Genomic DNA, 13,518 nt, shown 5'->3' with positions numbered 1-13,518 from the left:
CGGCGTTCCGGCCCTGTGGAGAGTGGCCTCGTCAAGAACGCTTCGATCGTGGAGGGGACTCAATGCGTACTCGAATCTGGCTCACCAGCGTGGTGATGGGGGCCGCCATGCTGGCCGGCGGCGCCGCGACCGCCGCACAGGCGGCACCCGTCTCGACACGGCCCGCCGCGGCGCCCGGCACCGCGATGGACTGGCTCTACGTCGGCACCTACCGCTCGCTGTCGGCGTGCCAGGCGGACGGGCGGAACTCCGCCTACGAGGACTGGGACTGCAAGCGCGGCGCCAGCGGTAAGTGGCAGCTCTGGGTACTGGTCTGATCGGTGGGCCTGACGGCGCGCGCACCCCGGAAGCGGGGGGGGGGCGCGCGCCGTCCTCGGTCGGCCTGCGGAGACGGCCCCGCCCGCTCGTCGTCCCTAGCGGCTGTCCGATGGGCCATGGCCGGGTCCGCGGCCCATCGGACAGCCCCTACCCCTTCGCCCGTCCCGCCCGCGGCCGGGACGCCGTGAGGACCGCTGTGGCGCTGGCGATGGAGAGGGCGGAGGCGGCGATCAGCCACCAGAAGGCCGAGCGGTAGCTGCCGGGGTCGGTCTGGCCGCCGGCGCTGTTGGTGACGACGGCGATCAGCAGGGACGAGCCGACCGCGCCGCCGAGGCGGAGGAAGATGTTGACGAGGGTGACCGCGTCGGGGATGTGGGGCGGGTCGACGGTGACATACGCGGCGGTCGAGGACGGCACGACCGACAGGGCGTTGCCGATGCCGAGGAGGAACAGACAGGTCTCCAGTACCAGGAGCGAGGCGTCCGGGGGGAGGAGCGCCGCCGGGAGGAACGTGGCGGTCGTCAGGACCGCGCCGGCGAGGGAGACCGGGCCGCCGCCGAAACGGTCGGTCAGTCTGCCGGACCACGGCAGAACCGCGGCGCCGACGGCGAAGCCGACCATCGCCAGACCCGTGTCGATCACGTCGTAGCCGCGCGCCATCTGGAAGTACAGGGCCCAGATGACCAGGGCGCCGAACTGGATCAGCCCGGCGAGGAAGCTCGATGCGGCAGCGGCGGCGAACACCCGGTTGGTGAACAGGCGAAGGCGCAGCAGCGGTGCCTCGGTGCGCCGGCCGAGCAGGACGAACGCCGCCAGGGCGGAGCAGCCCAGCAGCAGCGGTACGTAGGTGGTGGCGAGGCCGGGCCGGCCGGAGTGGCCGGGGAGGCTGACGGCGTAGGTGAGCGCGGGCAGGCCGATGCCGATGAGGACGAAGCCGCGGGTGTCGAAGCGGGTCCGGGCGGCCCGTTCGCCCGGTGGGATGATGCGGCGGCCGAGCCACAGACCCAGGAGCCCGAGCGGCAGGTTCACCAGGAACAGCCAGCGCCAGGAGGCATGGGCGATCAGCAGACCGCCGATCGTCGGCCCGGCTGCCGGCCCGAGGACGAGGGCCATGCCCGCGGTGCTCATCACCCGCCCCATCAGCGCGCGCCCCGCCACCTGGGCGATCACCGTCTGCCCGGCCGGCAGCAGCAGCCCTCCGGCCAGCCCCTGGAGCGCCCGGAAGGCGATCAGCAGCCGGATGTCGGTGGCGACGGCGCACAGCGCCGAAGCGGCGGTGAAGCCGCCCAGCGCCCACATCCACAGGCGTCCCGCGCCGATCCGCGCACTGGCCCAGCCGCACAGCGGCAGTCCGATGACCAGGGCCAGCAGATAGCCGCTGACGATCCACTGCGCCGACGGCAGCGGCGCGCCCAGGGAGTCCGCGACGGTGGCCAGTCCGACATTGACGAGGGCGCCGTCGAGCTGCGTCAGGAAGGCTCCGACGATCACCACCGCGGTCACCCGCCACACCTTGCGGGGGACGGCCGGGGTGGGTGCCGGGCCGGGCGGTGCCGTGGCCAGAGGGCCGTTCGCGGACTCCGCGTCTCCTTGGGTCGGCGCCATGTCTGCTGCCTTCTCCCTGCTGTCGTGCCGGCGGAGGAGCCAGTGGATCGAACGCCGGTCGTGGTCTGCTGGTACCTCGCTCGAAGTCCGCTGGAAGCGCGCCGCAAAGTGCGGTGATCGCCTGCCAAGCGGCGCTCGAGCCCCGCTGAGCAGGCTGTACCGCATCAACACCGCCAGGGGGAAGAGGGGTTCGCGATGGTCTGTGGTCAGGAATCAGCCGTGATCGGCGGCTCGGTATGAGCCGCCGGATCGTCATCACGGGCATCGGGGTGCGCACCTCGGGCGGCTGCGGTACGGCGCCGTTCTGGGAGCTGCTGACGTCGGGACGTACCGCCACGCGCCGGATCTCCTTCTTCGACCCGTCCCCGTACCGTTCGCAGATGGCCGCCGAGGCGGACTTCGACGCGGCGGCCGAGGGGCTGACCCCCGCCGAGACCGAACGGATGGACCGCGCCTCGCAGTTCGCGGTGGTGTGCGCACGGGAGGCCGTGGCGCACAGCGGCCTGGACTTCGCGGCGCTGGACCCCACGCGCGTAGGGGTGAGCCTGGGCAGCGCCGTGGCCGCCGCCACCAGCCTGGAGCAGCAGTACCTCGCGGTGTCCGGGACCGGCCGGGACTGGCTGGTGGACCACACCCGGATGTCGCCGTACATGGCGGACTACCTCGTGCCGAGTGTGATGCCCGCCGAGGTGGCCTGGACGGTGGCCGCGCAGGGCCCGGTCGCGCTGGTCTCGAACGGCTGCACCTCCGGCCTGGACTCGGTGGGCCACGCCTGCCGGCTGATCCGCGAGGGCAGCGTCGAGGTGATGCTGGCCGGCGCCACCGACACCCCGATCACCCCGATCGTGGTCGCCTGCTTCGACGCGATCAAGGCCACCAGCCCTCGCAACGACGATCCCGAGCACGCCTCGCGGCCCTTCGACGGCACCCGCAACGGCTTCGTCCTCGCCGAGGGCGCCGCGATGTTCGTCCTGGAGGAGTACGGCCACGCCCGCCGCCGAGGCGCGCACATCTACGCGGAGATCTCCGGCTACGCCAGCCGCTGCAACGCGTACCACATGACCGGACTCAAATCCGACGGCCGGGAGATGGCCGAGGCGATCCGGGTGGCGCTCGCCGAGGCCAGGGCGAACCCGTCGGACGTCGACTACATCAACGCACACGGCTCCGGCACCAAACAGAACGACCGGCACGAGACCGCCGCGTACAAGCGCAGCCTCGGCGAGCACGCCTACCGGACCCCGGTCAGCTCCATCAAGTCGATGGTCGGGCACTCCCTGGGCGCGATCGGTTCCATCGAGATCGCCGCCTGCGCGCTGGCCATCGAGCACGGGGTGGTGCCGCCGACGGCGAATCTGCACCACCGCGATCCCGAGTGCGACCTCGACTATGTGCCGCGTACCGCCCGCGAGTGCCGCGTGGACACGGTGCTGACGGTGGGCAGCGGGTTCGGCGGGTTCCAGAGCGCGATGGTGCTGCGCCGCCCGGAAGGGGCGCGGGCATGACGGAACAGGGCATGTCCGACCGCTCGAAACGGGCCGCCGGCCGCCGGACGGTGGTGACCGGCATCGGTCTGCTGACGCCCAACGGACCGGGCCTGGAGGAGTTCTGGGAGGCGACCCTGGAGGGCCGCAGCGGCATCGGCCCGCTGACACGGTTCGACGCCTCGCGCTACCCCTCCCGGCTCGCCGGGGAGATCACCGGCTTCGACCCGGCGCGGCATCTGCCGGGCCGGCTGCTGCCGCAGACGGACCTCTCCACCCAGCTGGCGCTGGTCGCCGCGGACTGGGCGCTGCAGGACGCCAAAGTGGAGCCGGGCGCGTACGCCGACTACGACATGGGAGTGGTGACCGCCAACGCGTGCGGCGGATTCGCCTTCACCCACCGCGAGTTCCGCAAGCTGTGGTCGCAAGGGCCGGAAGCGGTCAGCGTCTATGAGTCGTTCGCCTGGTTCTACGCGGTCAACACCGGCCAGATCTCCATCCGCAACACCCTGCGCGGGCCGAGCAGCGCCCTGGTCACCGAACAGGCCGGTGGGCTGGACGCGATCGGCCACGCCCGCAGGACGATCCTGGACGGGACCCCGCTGGTCGTCACCGGGGGAGTGGACTCCGCACTCGACCCGTGGGGCTGGGCGTCCCAGCTTGCCGGCGGCCGGGTGAGCCGGGCGACCGATCCGGCCTCCGCCTACCTGCCCTTCGACGGCCGGGCCGGCGGCCATGTGCCCGGTGAGGGCGGTGCGCTGCTGGTGCTGGAGGACGCCGCCGCGGCGCACCGGCGCGGCGCCCAGCAGGTGTACGGCGAGATCGCCGGCTACGCCGCGACGTTCGACCCTCCGCCGGACTTCGGCCGGCCGGACGCCCCTGCGGGCACAGGACCGGCGCCCGGGGCGTCCGGGCTCGGCCGCGCCGCCCGACTGGCCCTCGCCCAGGCCGGAGCAGCGCCCGGTGACGTGGACGTGGTCTTCGCCGACGGCGCCGGGGTGCCCGACCTCGACCGAGCGGAGGCCGACGCCCTCGCGGACCTCTTCGGCCCGCACGGTGTGCCGGTCACGGTCCCCAAGGCGCTCACCGGACGGCTGTTGTCGGGGGCCGGCCCGGTCGATGTGGCCGCCGCGCTGATGTCCGTACGGGACGGCGTCATCCCGCCCACGCCCGGCGGCGCGCCGCCGGCGGAGTACCGGATCGACCTCGTCCGGGGGCGGGCGCGGGCCGCGCGGGTCGGCTGCGCGCTGGTCCTGGCCCGCGGCAGATGGGGCTTCAACGCCGCCGTCGTCGTCCGCGAGGCCTCCCGGTGACCCCCGTGCCGCCCCGGCCGGACCGCACCTCGCGCCACCCCCACGGAACCACCACCCAGGGAACCACCACCGCCCAACCCACCAAGGAGCTGACCATGGCAACGACCCTCATGACCCTTGACGACCTGCGCCGGATGCTGACCGAGGCGGCCGGTGAGGCCGAGCACGGCGCGCTCGCGGGCGACATCGCGGACGTGGAGTTCGAGGCGCTCGGCTATGACTCGCTGGCGCTGCTGGAGGTCGCCGGGCTGATCACCAAGGAGTTCGGGGTGCGGATATCCGACGAGGAGGTCTTCGAGCTGCGCACCCCGCGCGCCGTGCTGGATCTGGTCAACGGCGCGGTCGCGGAAGCGCGTTGAGGACGGGAGGGAGGCGGGGGATGGACACCGGAACCGAACGGGCGGACCTGGTCGAGGTGGCCGAGGACGTCTATGCGTACGTCCAGCGGCCCGGCGGCTGGTGCGTCAGCAACGCGGGGGTGGTCGCCGGCCGGGACGGCGCACTGGTCGTGGACACCCTCGCCACCCAGCGGCGGGCCGAGCGGCTGCGCGCCTCCGTGGACGCGCTGGGCACCGGCCCGCGGCGGACGGTGGTCAACACCCACCACCACGGTGACCACAGCTTCAACAACCATGTCTTCGGCGACGCCGCCGAGGTGATCGCCCACGAGCGGGCCGTCGCCGAACTGACCGAGACGGGCCTGGCCCTGACCTCGCTGTGGCCCGACGTGGAGTGGGGGGACGTCCGCGTCGCCCGGCCCACGCTCACCTTCGCCGACCGCATCGCGCTGAGGGTCGGCGAGCAGCACATGGAAGTCCTGTACGTCGGCCCGGCGCACACCACCAACGACATCGTGGTGTGGCTGCCCGGCCCGCGGGTGCTGTTCGCCGGCGATGTGGTGCTGTCGGGCTGTACGCCGTTCGCGCTGATGGGCTCGGTGTCCGGCTCCCTCACCGCGATCGAACAGCTGCGGGGCCTGGGCGCCAGGACCGTCGTCTGCGGTCACGGCCCGGTGGCCGGCCCGGAGGTGTTCGAGGAGAACGCCGCCTATCTGCGGTACGTCCAGCGTGTCGCCGCGGCCGGTGCCGCGGAGGGCTGGAGCCCGCTGCGGGCGGCCCGGGAGGCGGGCCCGGGGGAGTTCGGGCGGTGGCTGGACCCGGAACGCCTGGTCGGCAATCTGCACCGGGCGTACGCCGAACTCGCGCCTGGGGCCGAGCCGGGGTCGGCGCTGGACGTGCCGCCGGTCTTCGGCGAGATGGTCGCGTACAACGACGGGAAACTGCCGAGCTGCGCGGCGTGACCCGGACAGCACAAGGGCGCCCATGGCTGATGGCCGTGGGCGCTTGGCAGCGCAACGGCGCCCATGGCTGACGGCCGTGGGCGCCTTGTCGTCACCGGTCAGTGGCCGCGCCGCCAACTGGTCGGCGCGGCATGGCGGGGCAGTCGCTCCAGGCGCTGCCACCGGGCGTAGCGCTCGCCGTCCGGGGCGGGCCGGACGGGCCGGCGCGACAGCCGCCGCGCCAGACTGCCGGCCAGCGCCGCGGTCAGCGCGGCCAGTTCCTCATCCGTCGGTTCGCCCTTCTCGATGCGTACGAACACCCTGGTCTCCGTTCCCCCGTGATGGACATCGGTGCAGTGGCAGTGGCAGTGGCAGTGGCAGTGGCAGTGGCCCGGCTACGGTGTCGCGCCGCCGTCCACGGTGATGACCTGGCCGGTGATCCACCGGCCGGCGTCGCTCACCAGGAACGCGACCACATCGGCCACGTCCTGCGGCTGCCCCAGCCGCTTGAACGGCGACGCCTCGGCCATCGCGGTCTGCCGCTCGGCGGGCGCCCGGCTGAACATGCCGGGTACGGTCGGCCCGACCCGCAGCGCGTTGACGGTGATGCCACGGGCGCCCAGCTCCTTCGCGGCAACCGTGCCGAGCAGCTCCAGCGCCGCCTTGCTCGCCGCGTACAGGCCGGACCCGGCGATCGGCGCCTGGACGAGCGTGGAGGAGACGTTGACGATCCGGCCCCACTCCGTCAGATGGCGGCTCGCCTCCCGCAGGACGTTCAGCGCACCGCGCACATTGACGTCGAAGACCCGCTGGTAGTGATCGTCCTCCGACTCCGCGAGCGGCCGGGGAGCGGTCGTCCCCGCATTGTTGACGACGACGTCGAGCCGGCCGTGGCGCGCCAGGATCCCGGCGAACACCGCGGCGACCTGATCGGCATCGGTCACGTCGAGGTGCACCGTCTCGGCGGTGCCGCCCGCCTGCTCGATGCCGGTCACCAGCTCCTTCGCCGGGGCGTCCCCGGTGAAGGCGGCCACGACGACGTGGTGGCCGTCGGCGGCCAGCCGCTGGCAGACGGCGGTGCCGATACCGCCGGCGCCGCCCGTCACGAGGGCGACCAGTCCGGTCGGGAGCGTCAGGGCCATGGCATCTCCTTGCGTTTCGGTGGTGGACTCTCAACCGGACGGCGTCCGCCGTCCGTTCGCTCATACGGGCAGCAACCGCCCGGCGACCCAGTCGGCGGCCTCCAGGCTCCAGGTCTCGATCTCGTTCAGACAGACATGTGCCTCGCCGGGGTACGTCCGCAGCCGGTGGCGCGGTCCCCAGGCACGGTCGAGCTCCTGGAGGGCGGCGAGCGGGAAGATGTCGTCCAGGGCGCCGTGCACGCTCAGCACGTCCGTGCCGACCGGACCGCCGACGTCCAGGGCGAGCGCGGCGACGCGGTCGCGCATATCAGCGGCGTCGCCACCCATGAACGCGAACCGGAAGTCGTCCTTCAGCCGGCGCGGCAGCCCGTCGTACGGCGCGACGCGCGGCCCGCCGGAGGCATTGACCACGCACGCGAAGGCGTCGCCGAGAGCCCGCGCGACGCGCAGCGCGAGATAGCCGCCGAAGCTGACGCCGAAGAAGGCCAGCCGGTCCGGTGCGATCCGCGGATCCGTGCGCAGCCGCGCCACCAGCGCCGCGACCACGCTCTCCATCTCGATCCGCAGCGGCGTACGGCCGACCTGGATTCCCTGGCCGGGACCGTCGAACAGCAGCGCCGCGATGCCCCGTTCCAGATAGGTCTCCGCCAGCGCCAGCACCTCCACCTCGGTCATCGAGTCCAGCCCGTTCGACAGCACCACGCACGGCAGGCGTCCGGCCGGCCGCCGGTGCGCGGGCGGCAGCACCAGCCAGTACGGGACGGGGCTGCCGCCGGCCTCCCGCGTCGGCAGCTCGCCCGCCTCGAAGTCCAGGTCCGCGCCCTCGACGCTGGCGAGGAAGGAGTCGCGCACCTGCCTGCGCAGCCGGTACTTGCGGGATGCGTCGTCGAAGTACATGAACTCGGCCCAGTGGTAGCAGCCGGCGGCGGTGCGGGCGGCCCGCGCCCGGCCCGCTGCGGTCGACGAGCCACCGGCCAGCTGCGCATAGCGGTCGCCGTGCGCGGTCCAGCGCCGCCGCCACTCGTCCCAGAAGCCCGCCGACGCCAGATCGAGGTCGTCGCAGGGGAACCCGTCCAGGGCGAGCGCGATGTCGCCCCAGCCGACCTGCGGGGCGTACCGGGAGCGCAGGAACAGCAGCCGCGGCAGGAAGTAGCCGCAGGCGCGGAAGAGCGGTTCGGGCAGCCGGGCCGGCCGGGCGGCCGGCGGTGCGTCAAGCACCGTGCCCGGCCGGTGCGGGAGCCGGCCGCTGCCCGAGCGCCCGCGCGCAGGCCTCCACGGTCCGCCGGCTGTTGCCGTCCAGCATCTCCCGCACCCGCTGCTTGTGCTGCCGCAGCTCGGCCGTGCCGAAGGCCTGCGCACAGGCCACCGGGTCGAGCACGGCGGTGTGCCGGGACACCACCTCGCTGCCGCCGCCGGCCGCGGCGGACACCTGCCAGCTGCCCTCGTGGCGCAGCAGCAGCGGCGGCGGTTCCGGCTGGAAGTAGACGATCGACAGCCGCTCGGCGTCGCAGTGGCGCACACTGCGGAACGCCTCCGCACCGGCCGCGGTCCGCACCTCCAGCACGAACTCCTGGTGCCGCCCGTCGTCGTGGCGCAGCTCCAGCCCCTCGCAGTGCGGCAGCAGCTTCGGCCAGCCCGCGACGTCGGCGAGCAGGGCGTACACCGCGTCCGGGGGGTGCGGCACCGTCATGCGGGTGGTGATCTCGGTGACGGTGTCGATGCCGTCCTCGGCGTAGGCGCGCAGCGCCGTCATCTCGGCGGCCGCGTTGGTCTCGACGAATCCGCGCACCACCGCGGCCGCCTGTGCCACCGTCGTCACGTCCTCCCGGATGCCGCCGACCTCGTCGAGCATCCGCCAGTGCCGGTCCACCGTCAGCAGACAGCGGTCCGGTCCCAGCGGCAGCACCCGCCACTCACCGTGCATCGAGGCGACGAACGGCATCGGCACCGGCAGGTGGTAGTCGATCCGGCGGATCCCGTCGTAGTAGCGGCGCCGGGTCTCCCAGGCCACGGTCCGCCCGTCCTGCGCCGCCTCGATGCGCACCAGCTCGCCGGTGGCGTCCGAACCGACGGTGGCCACGCCCAGGCAGGCGTCGAAGATCCGCGGCCAGCGGGCGGTGTCACGGATCAGTTCGTACACGGTGTCCGCCGGAGCGGCGACGACGGCGGAGTGCCGGGCGTGGCAGTCCCGCTCGGCGGCAGGCGGTGCGGGCCGCTCCACCGCGGCCTTGATGTTGCCCAGTTCCACCGTGGAGTTGGTGTCGACGGCCGACTCGATGAACCGCTCCGCCTGCTCGCGGGTGGTGACGCCGTCGACCTGCCCGGCGATGTCCTCGCACAGGTCGTAGGCGTGCTCCAGCACCAGCAGGCTCTGCTCGGCGTTGACCGCGACGACCCGCCACTCGGTGGTCATCGCGGCGACCAGCTGCATCGGCTGGATCACCTCGGCCCGCACGCCGCACACCTCCGGCAGGAAACGGCGCCGCGAGCGCCAGGTCATCGGTGTGCCGCCCACCAGGGCGCGGATCTCGATCAGTTCGCGGTCCGGCTCCTGCTCGACCACGGTGACCGACTGGCACGGCTCGAAGATCCGCGGCCAGTCGGCCGAGCGGCGGATCACGTCGTACACCCGGTCCGGCGGGGCGGCACAGACGACGGAGTGGGAAAGGTGGTAGCGCATGGCACACAACTCCTGGTCTTCGACGGTGGATTACCGCGCGGCCGGACGCCCCCGCCCGGCCGCGGGTCACAGTTCGATCAGCGCGCCGCGGTCGATCCGCCGGGCGACCTCGCCCCGCAGCACCTTGTCGTTGCCGCTCTTGGGGAACGGCGCGTCGCTCGCGTACACCAGATCCGGCCACTTCTCCCGGCTCAGCACCCCGCTCAGCGCGGCCGTCACCTCCGCCCTGACCTCGGTGGCCGGGCGAGCCCCCAGCGGACCCGAGACACAGGCGACCGGCCGCTCGGACAGCGCCTCGGGGCCGGTCAGGGCGACCAGCGCCACCTCCCGCACCCCGGGCAGCCCGGCGAGCACCGCCTCGACCTCCTCGGGGTAGACGCGGTGGCCGTTCGCGCTCATCACCGAGGCGTGCAGGCGCCCCTTCAGCAGCAGATCGCCGTCCGGACTCCAGGCGCCCACGTCCCCGGTACGCAGCCACTCGCCCGGCGGTTCGACCGTGCCGGAGGCCACATCGACGTACCCCTCCATGACGGCGTCCCCGCGCACCAGCACTTCGCCGACCTCCGGCGGGTGGCCCGGCAGCGCATCGAGCCGCACCTCCAGGGTGTCGTCGGGCCGCCCGACGTTGTAGGCGCCGCGCAGCTGACGCCCTTCGCGGTGGGCGGCCTCGTCCAGCCAGCAGAACGGCCCGTACGTCTCGCTCAGGCCGTAGCCCTGCACCCACGCGCACGGTATGGACCGCCGGCCGCGTTCGAGCAGCGTGCGCGGCATGGCCGCCGCGCCGTAGGCGACCACCCGCAGGCCGGACAGATCGGCGGGGCCCGCCTCGGCCCCGTCGAGGAAGCGGCGCAGCGCCAGCGGCCGCAGCATGATGTGCGTGGCCCGGTGGGCGGCGACCTCCGCCGGCCAGCGTGCGGGGTCCCGGCTCTCGGGGACGATCAGCCGGGCGTCGTGCAGCAGCGCCCCGAAGGAGAAGATCACCCCGGTCGTGTTGTTGAGCAGCCCGGACAGGAACACCCGGGCGTCGGAACCGAATCGCAGCATCCGGGTCACACTGCGCACCCGACGGCACACCAGCTCCTCGGAGACGCTGACGGCCTTGGGCGAGCCGGTCGAACCGCTCGTGAAGAGCGTCAGGAAGTTCTCGACCGGCTCCGCCCGGCGGGCCGGCAGGGCAGTGGCCGGGTCGCCGGGCCGCGCGTGCGCGCCCTCCGCCGGGAGGACGATCACCCGCGGCCCGAGCGTGCCCAGGGCGCGCACCCCGGCGGCCAGACCGCGCTCGCCGTGGTCAGGACGGAGGTGGACGACGGCGTCGGGCCGGGCGTCGGCGACGATGCTCCGCCACTCCGGCAACGCCGCGGCCCGCAGGTTGTAGGGCATCAGCACCCGCAGGCCCAGCGCCCCGGCCGCGGCGAGGAAGGCGATGCCGCGCGCGTCGTGGTCGAGCAGCGCCAGCACCCGGTCGCCGGGGGCGAGGCCGTGCTGCAGCAGCTGCGCCGCACAGCGTCCTGCGGTGTCGGCGAGCTGCTGCCGGGTGTAGGTGCGCCCCGCCTCGATCAGCCGGAACGAACCGCCGGCCGGGCCGCCGGACCCCGCGCCGGGGCCCAGCAGCAGATCGACCAGCTTCACCGCGGGCCGTATGCCCGAGCGGACGTCGTGGTCCCCCATCGCCGCCTGGCCCTCAGTCGCTGCCGACGAGGTCGGCGAGGTTGACCAGCGACTGCGACAGCCCGCTCTGCAGATGTGGCCACACCTCCCGCGCGAACACCGGCACCATCTCGTCGGCGATCTCCGCCACCAGCTCGTGGGTCACCTTGATCCGGGAGCCGAGCGGCTCCATCCGGTGGTGGGTGAGAAGCCTGCCGAACGGCAGCACCGCCTCGTCGCTGAACTCCTCGCCCTGGGTCACGGAGGTGAGGGTGACGGTCAGCGGCTCCCCTCCCTGCGGGGTGAGGGTGTAGGTGTTGCCGGCCTTGAAGTTGCCGTGCAGCTGGGTGCTGTCGATGCCGTCGTCCCAGTTCTTCCAGGCGTTGACGTCCACCCACACTGCCCAGATGTCGTGCACCAGGGCGTTGACGGTGACGGCGGCCTGCGCGACGAACCGCTGGGTGTCAGTCACGGCCGGCCGCCTCGGGTGCGGTGCCGGACGCGGCCGCGGCGGCCGCCGCGACCTCCTCGGGCGGCGGGAAGAAGGTCACGTCCTTGCCGCCGAGCCAGTACTCGCGGGAGTGCGCGCCGACCTCGACCATCACGCCGTTGAGCGACCAGTTCGGTTCGGTCAGCGAGCGGGCGTCGTTCCAGAACGCCGGGTTGAAGAATTCGAGGATGACGTTGGTGTGCCAGATCAGGCCCAGCTGCGTCAGCCGCATCCGGTCCTCGGTGAGCTCGATGAGGCCCTTGCGCTCCAGCCGCTGGAGTTCGTCGGCGAAGTCCTCGCGGAATTCGGTGCCGAACTTGCTGCGGTAGAAGGCGTACTCGATCTCGTAGTAGAGCAGGGCGAAGATCACATACCGCTCGCGCTGGACCCGCGGGGAGAGTTCGTCGGTGACCGTGCTGATCAGGAAGTCGCCGCTCTCGACGGTCTCGATGTACTTCTCGACGTCCGTCTCGGTGCCCAGCCGGTAGCCGTCGAAGTAGCTGTAGGAACCGGGGCCGACGGCCAGGGTGTCGATGTACACCTTCCAGTTCCAGTGGTTGTACATGTTCTCGTAGCCCGGCTTGCAGAAATGGTCGACCATGTACATCGAGTAGCCCATTTCCTCGGCTATCCCCATGGCCTCCCGGTACATCGCCTTGACCATCGGGCCTTCGGGGTCCGCCGGACGGTCCACCTTTCCCTTGGTGATCAGCTTCGCCTGGATCGTGTCCTGGTGGATCCGGTAGAGGTAGATCGTGAAGTGCGGGACGTCCAGCGTGGCGAGCGTCTGCAGGTCACGCCGCCAGATGTCGAGCGTGTGGCCCGGCATGTTGTACATCAGGTCCAGCTGGATGTTGCGGAAGTTGCGCGCCTGGAACTCCTTGATGACCCGGGCGCTGTCCTCGGCCGCGTGCGGTGAGCCGATCACCCCCAGCAGCTCCGGCTGGAAGGACTGGACACCCAGGCTGAGCCGGTTGATCGCCGACCCCGCGACATAGTCGATCTTCTCCTCGTCGAAGTCGCGGGCGTTCCCCTCCAGCGTGAACTCGCAGTCGTCCGCGACCTGGAAGGTCTCGAAGACGGTGTCGACCAGCCGCCGCAGATTCCCGGTGCGCAGAATGCTGCCGGTGCCGCCGCCGATGAAGATGTTGCGGATCCGGCCGGTCGCGAACTTCGGGTAGGCACCCCACCGCTTGAGGTCACTGATCAGCGCCTCGATATAGCGCTCCTCGCGGCCGTTGGGGTCCTTCTCCGACAGCAGACTCGCGAAGTACGGGCAGGACTTGCAGCGCGTACGGCAGAACGGGATGCCGATGTACAGCACGAAGTCGCCGCCCTGCTGCCGCATGTCGATATGCGACTCCAGCCACTCCCGTCCGCCGGTGGTCCGGTGCATGCCCGGCGGGTAAAGGATGAAGGGCAGATAGCACTTGTTCGGATACGGGTCGCCGGCCGTCCGGTGTTCCAGCTCGGTCATGGATCCTCCACTCTCGCGCCGCCCGATGCGATCGCCGCGCCACGATCGCCCACCCCGCTCGAAGGGCGCTCACCCCCGCGGTG

13 protein-coding genes are annotated in these 13,518 nt (G+C 72.6%); 5 read left to right on the top strand and 8 right to left on the bottom strand.

The window, feature by feature from the left end; all coding sequences use genetic code 11:
• Window positions 1-62 precede the first annotated feature (62 nt).
• The gene (locus ACWD6P_RS12390; RefSeq protein WP_451444002.1) at window positions 63-317 is read left to right on the top strand and encodes a hypothetical protein; all 255 of its coding nucleotides are present in this window, start codon (window positions 63-65) and stop codon (window positions 315-317) included.
• Window positions 318-465: 148 nt separating this feature from the next.
• Here the strand turns inward: ACWD6P_RS12390 and ACWD6P_RS12385 are convergent, their stop codons facing one another.
• On the bottom strand, window positions 466-1,923 hold the full coding sequence (locus tag ACWD6P_RS12385; protein ID WP_451444001.1) for a DHA2 family efflux MFS transporter permease subunit: 1,458 nt from the start codon (window positions 1,921-1,923) through the stop codon (window positions 466-468).
• Window positions 1,924-2,159: 236 nt separating this feature from the next.
• Between ACWD6P_RS12385 and ACWD6P_RS12380 the strand changes: the two genes are divergently transcribed.
• The 4 genes from ACWD6P_RS12380 (at window position 2,160) to ACWD6P_RS12365 (ending at window position 6,020) form a co-directional block, all read left to right on the top strand.
• Window positions 2,160-3,428: a beta-ketoacyl-[acyl-carrier-protein] synthase family protein gene (locus ACWD6P_RS12380; RefSeq protein WP_451444000.1), complete on the top strand. Its 1,269-nt coding sequence runs from the start codon at window positions 2,160-2,162 to the stop codon at window positions 3,426-3,428.
• Entirely contained in the window at window positions 3,425-4,720 is a 1,296-nt protein-coding gene (locus ACWD6P_RS12375; protein ID WP_451443999.1) for a ketosynthase chain-length factor, read from the top strand. Before ACWD6P_RS12380 ends, ACWD6P_RS12375 begins: the two co-directional genes overlap by 4 nt.
• Window positions 4,721-4,815: 95 nt before the next feature.
• A complete protein-coding gene (locus ACWD6P_RS12370; protein WP_451443998.1) occupies window positions 4,816-5,079 on the top strand; it encodes an acyl carrier protein in 264 nt (87 codons plus the stop codon).
• A 20-nt stretch (window positions 5,080-5,099) separates the two neighbouring features.
• The gene (locus tag ACWD6P_RS12365) at window positions 5,100-6,020 is read left to right on the top strand and encodes an MBL fold metallo-hydrolase (protein ID WP_451443997.1); all 921 of its coding nucleotides are present in this window, start codon (window positions 5,100-5,102) and stop codon (window positions 6,018-6,020) included.
• Between the two features lie 98 nt (window positions 6,021-6,118).
• On the opposite strand, the gene ACWD6P_RS12360 is transcribed toward ACWD6P_RS12365, so the two are convergent.
• The 7 genes from ACWD6P_RS12360 to ACWD6P_RS12330 all read right to left on the bottom strand — a co-directional run bounded on the left by ACWD6P_RS12360 (window position 6,119) and on the right by ACWD6P_RS12330 (window position 13,435).
• Window positions 6,119-6,319, bottom strand: a complete 201-nt coding sequence (locus tag ACWD6P_RS12360) for an acyl-CoA carboxylase epsilon subunit (RefSeq protein ID WP_451443996.1) — start codon at window positions 6,317-6,319, stop codon at window positions 6,119-6,121.
• A 75-nt stretch (window positions 6,320-6,394) separates the two neighbouring features.
• Window positions 6,395-7,141 carry an SDR family NAD(P)-dependent oxidoreductase gene (locus ACWD6P_RS12355; protein WP_451443995.1) on the bottom strand — a complete coding sequence of 249 codons (747 nt, stop codon included), beginning with the start codon at window positions 7,139-7,141 and terminating at the stop codon, window positions 6,395-6,397.
• A 60-nt stretch (window positions 7,142-7,201) separates the two neighbouring features.
• Window positions 7,202-8,359 (bottom strand): alpha/beta hydrolase family protein, encoded by a 1,158-nt coding sequence (locus ACWD6P_RS12350; RefSeq protein WP_451443994.1) that lies wholly within the window; start codon window positions 8,357-8,359, stop codon window positions 7,202-7,204.
• The gene (locus ACWD6P_RS12345) at window positions 8,352-9,821 is read right to left on the bottom strand and encodes an aromatase/cyclase (protein ID WP_451443993.1); all 1,470 of its coding nucleotides are present in this window, start codon (window positions 9,819-9,821) and stop codon (window positions 8,352-8,354) included. Before ACWD6P_RS12345 ends, ACWD6P_RS12350 begins: the two co-directional genes overlap by 8 nt.
• 66 nt (window positions 9,822-9,887) lie before the next feature.
• Window positions 9,888-11,489, bottom strand: coding sequence for a class I adenylate-forming enzyme family protein (locus tag ACWD6P_RS12340; protein WP_451443992.1), 1,602 nt, complete (start codon window positions 11,487-11,489; stop codon window positions 9,888-9,890).
• Window positions 11,490-11,502: 13 nt separating this feature from the next.
• On the bottom strand, window positions 11,503-11,940 hold the full coding sequence (locus ACWD6P_RS12335; RefSeq protein WP_451443991.1) for an SRPBCC family protein: 438 nt from the start codon (window positions 11,938-11,940) through the stop codon (window positions 11,503-11,505).
• On the bottom strand, window positions 11,933-13,435 hold the full coding sequence (locus ACWD6P_RS12330) for a coproporphyrinogen-III oxidase family protein (protein ID WP_451443990.1): 1,503 nt from the start codon (window positions 13,433-13,435) through the stop codon (window positions 11,933-11,935). The genes ACWD6P_RS12335 and ACWD6P_RS12330 overlap by 8 nt, the downstream gene beginning before the upstream one ends.
• Window positions 13,436-13,518 lie beyond the last annotated feature (83 nt).

The sequence above is a fragment of the Streptomyces sp. NPDC002446 genome, from assembly GCF_053595675.1.
The sequence above is the reverse complement of the archived record's forward strand: the minus strand, read 5'-3'. Positions and strand labels throughout refer to the sequence as shown.

What these genes read in the sequence shown, in the direction of transcription:
- ACWD6P_RS12390 (WP_451444002.1), top strand. Translation starts at nt 63, where the DNA reads ATGCGTACTCGAATCTGGCTCACCAGCGTGGTGATGGGGGCCGCCATG.
- ACWD6P_RS12385 (WP_451444001.1), bottom strand. Translation starts at nt 1,923, where the DNA reads ATGGCGCCGACCCAAGGAGACGCGGAGTCCGCGAACGGCCCTCTGGCC.
- ACWD6P_RS12380 (WP_451444000.1), top strand. Translation starts at nt 2,160, where the DNA reads ATGAGCCGCCGGATCGTCATCACGGGCATCGGGGTGCGCACCTCGGGC.
- ACWD6P_RS12375 (WP_451443999.1), top strand. Translation starts at nt 3,425, where the DNA reads ATGACGGAACAGGGCATGTCCGACCGCTCGAAACGGGCCGCCGGCCGC.
- ACWD6P_RS12370 (WP_451443998.1), top strand. Translation starts at nt 4,816, where the DNA reads ATGGCAACGACCCTCATGACCCTTGACGACCTGCGCCGGATGCTGACC.
- ACWD6P_RS12365 (WP_451443997.1), top strand. Translation starts at nt 5,100, where the DNA reads ATGGACACCGGAACCGAACGGGCGGACCTGGTCGAGGTGGCCGAGGAC.
- ACWD6P_RS12355 (WP_451443995.1), bottom strand. Translation starts at nt 7,141, where the DNA reads ATGGCCCTGACGCTCCCGACCGGACTGGTCGCCCTCGTGACGGGCGGC.
- ACWD6P_RS12345 (WP_451443993.1), bottom strand. Translation starts at nt 9,821, where the DNA reads ATGCGCTACCACCTTTCCCACTCCGTCGTCTGTGCCGCCCCGCCGGAC.
- ACWD6P_RS12340 (WP_451443992.1), bottom strand. Translation starts at nt 11,489, where the DNA reads ATGGGGGACCACGACGTCCGCTCGGGCATACGGCCCGCGGTGAAGCTG.
- ACWD6P_RS12330 (WP_451443990.1), bottom strand. Translation starts at nt 13,435, where the DNA reads ATGACCGAGCTGGAACACCGGACGGCCGGCGACCCGTATCCGAACAAG.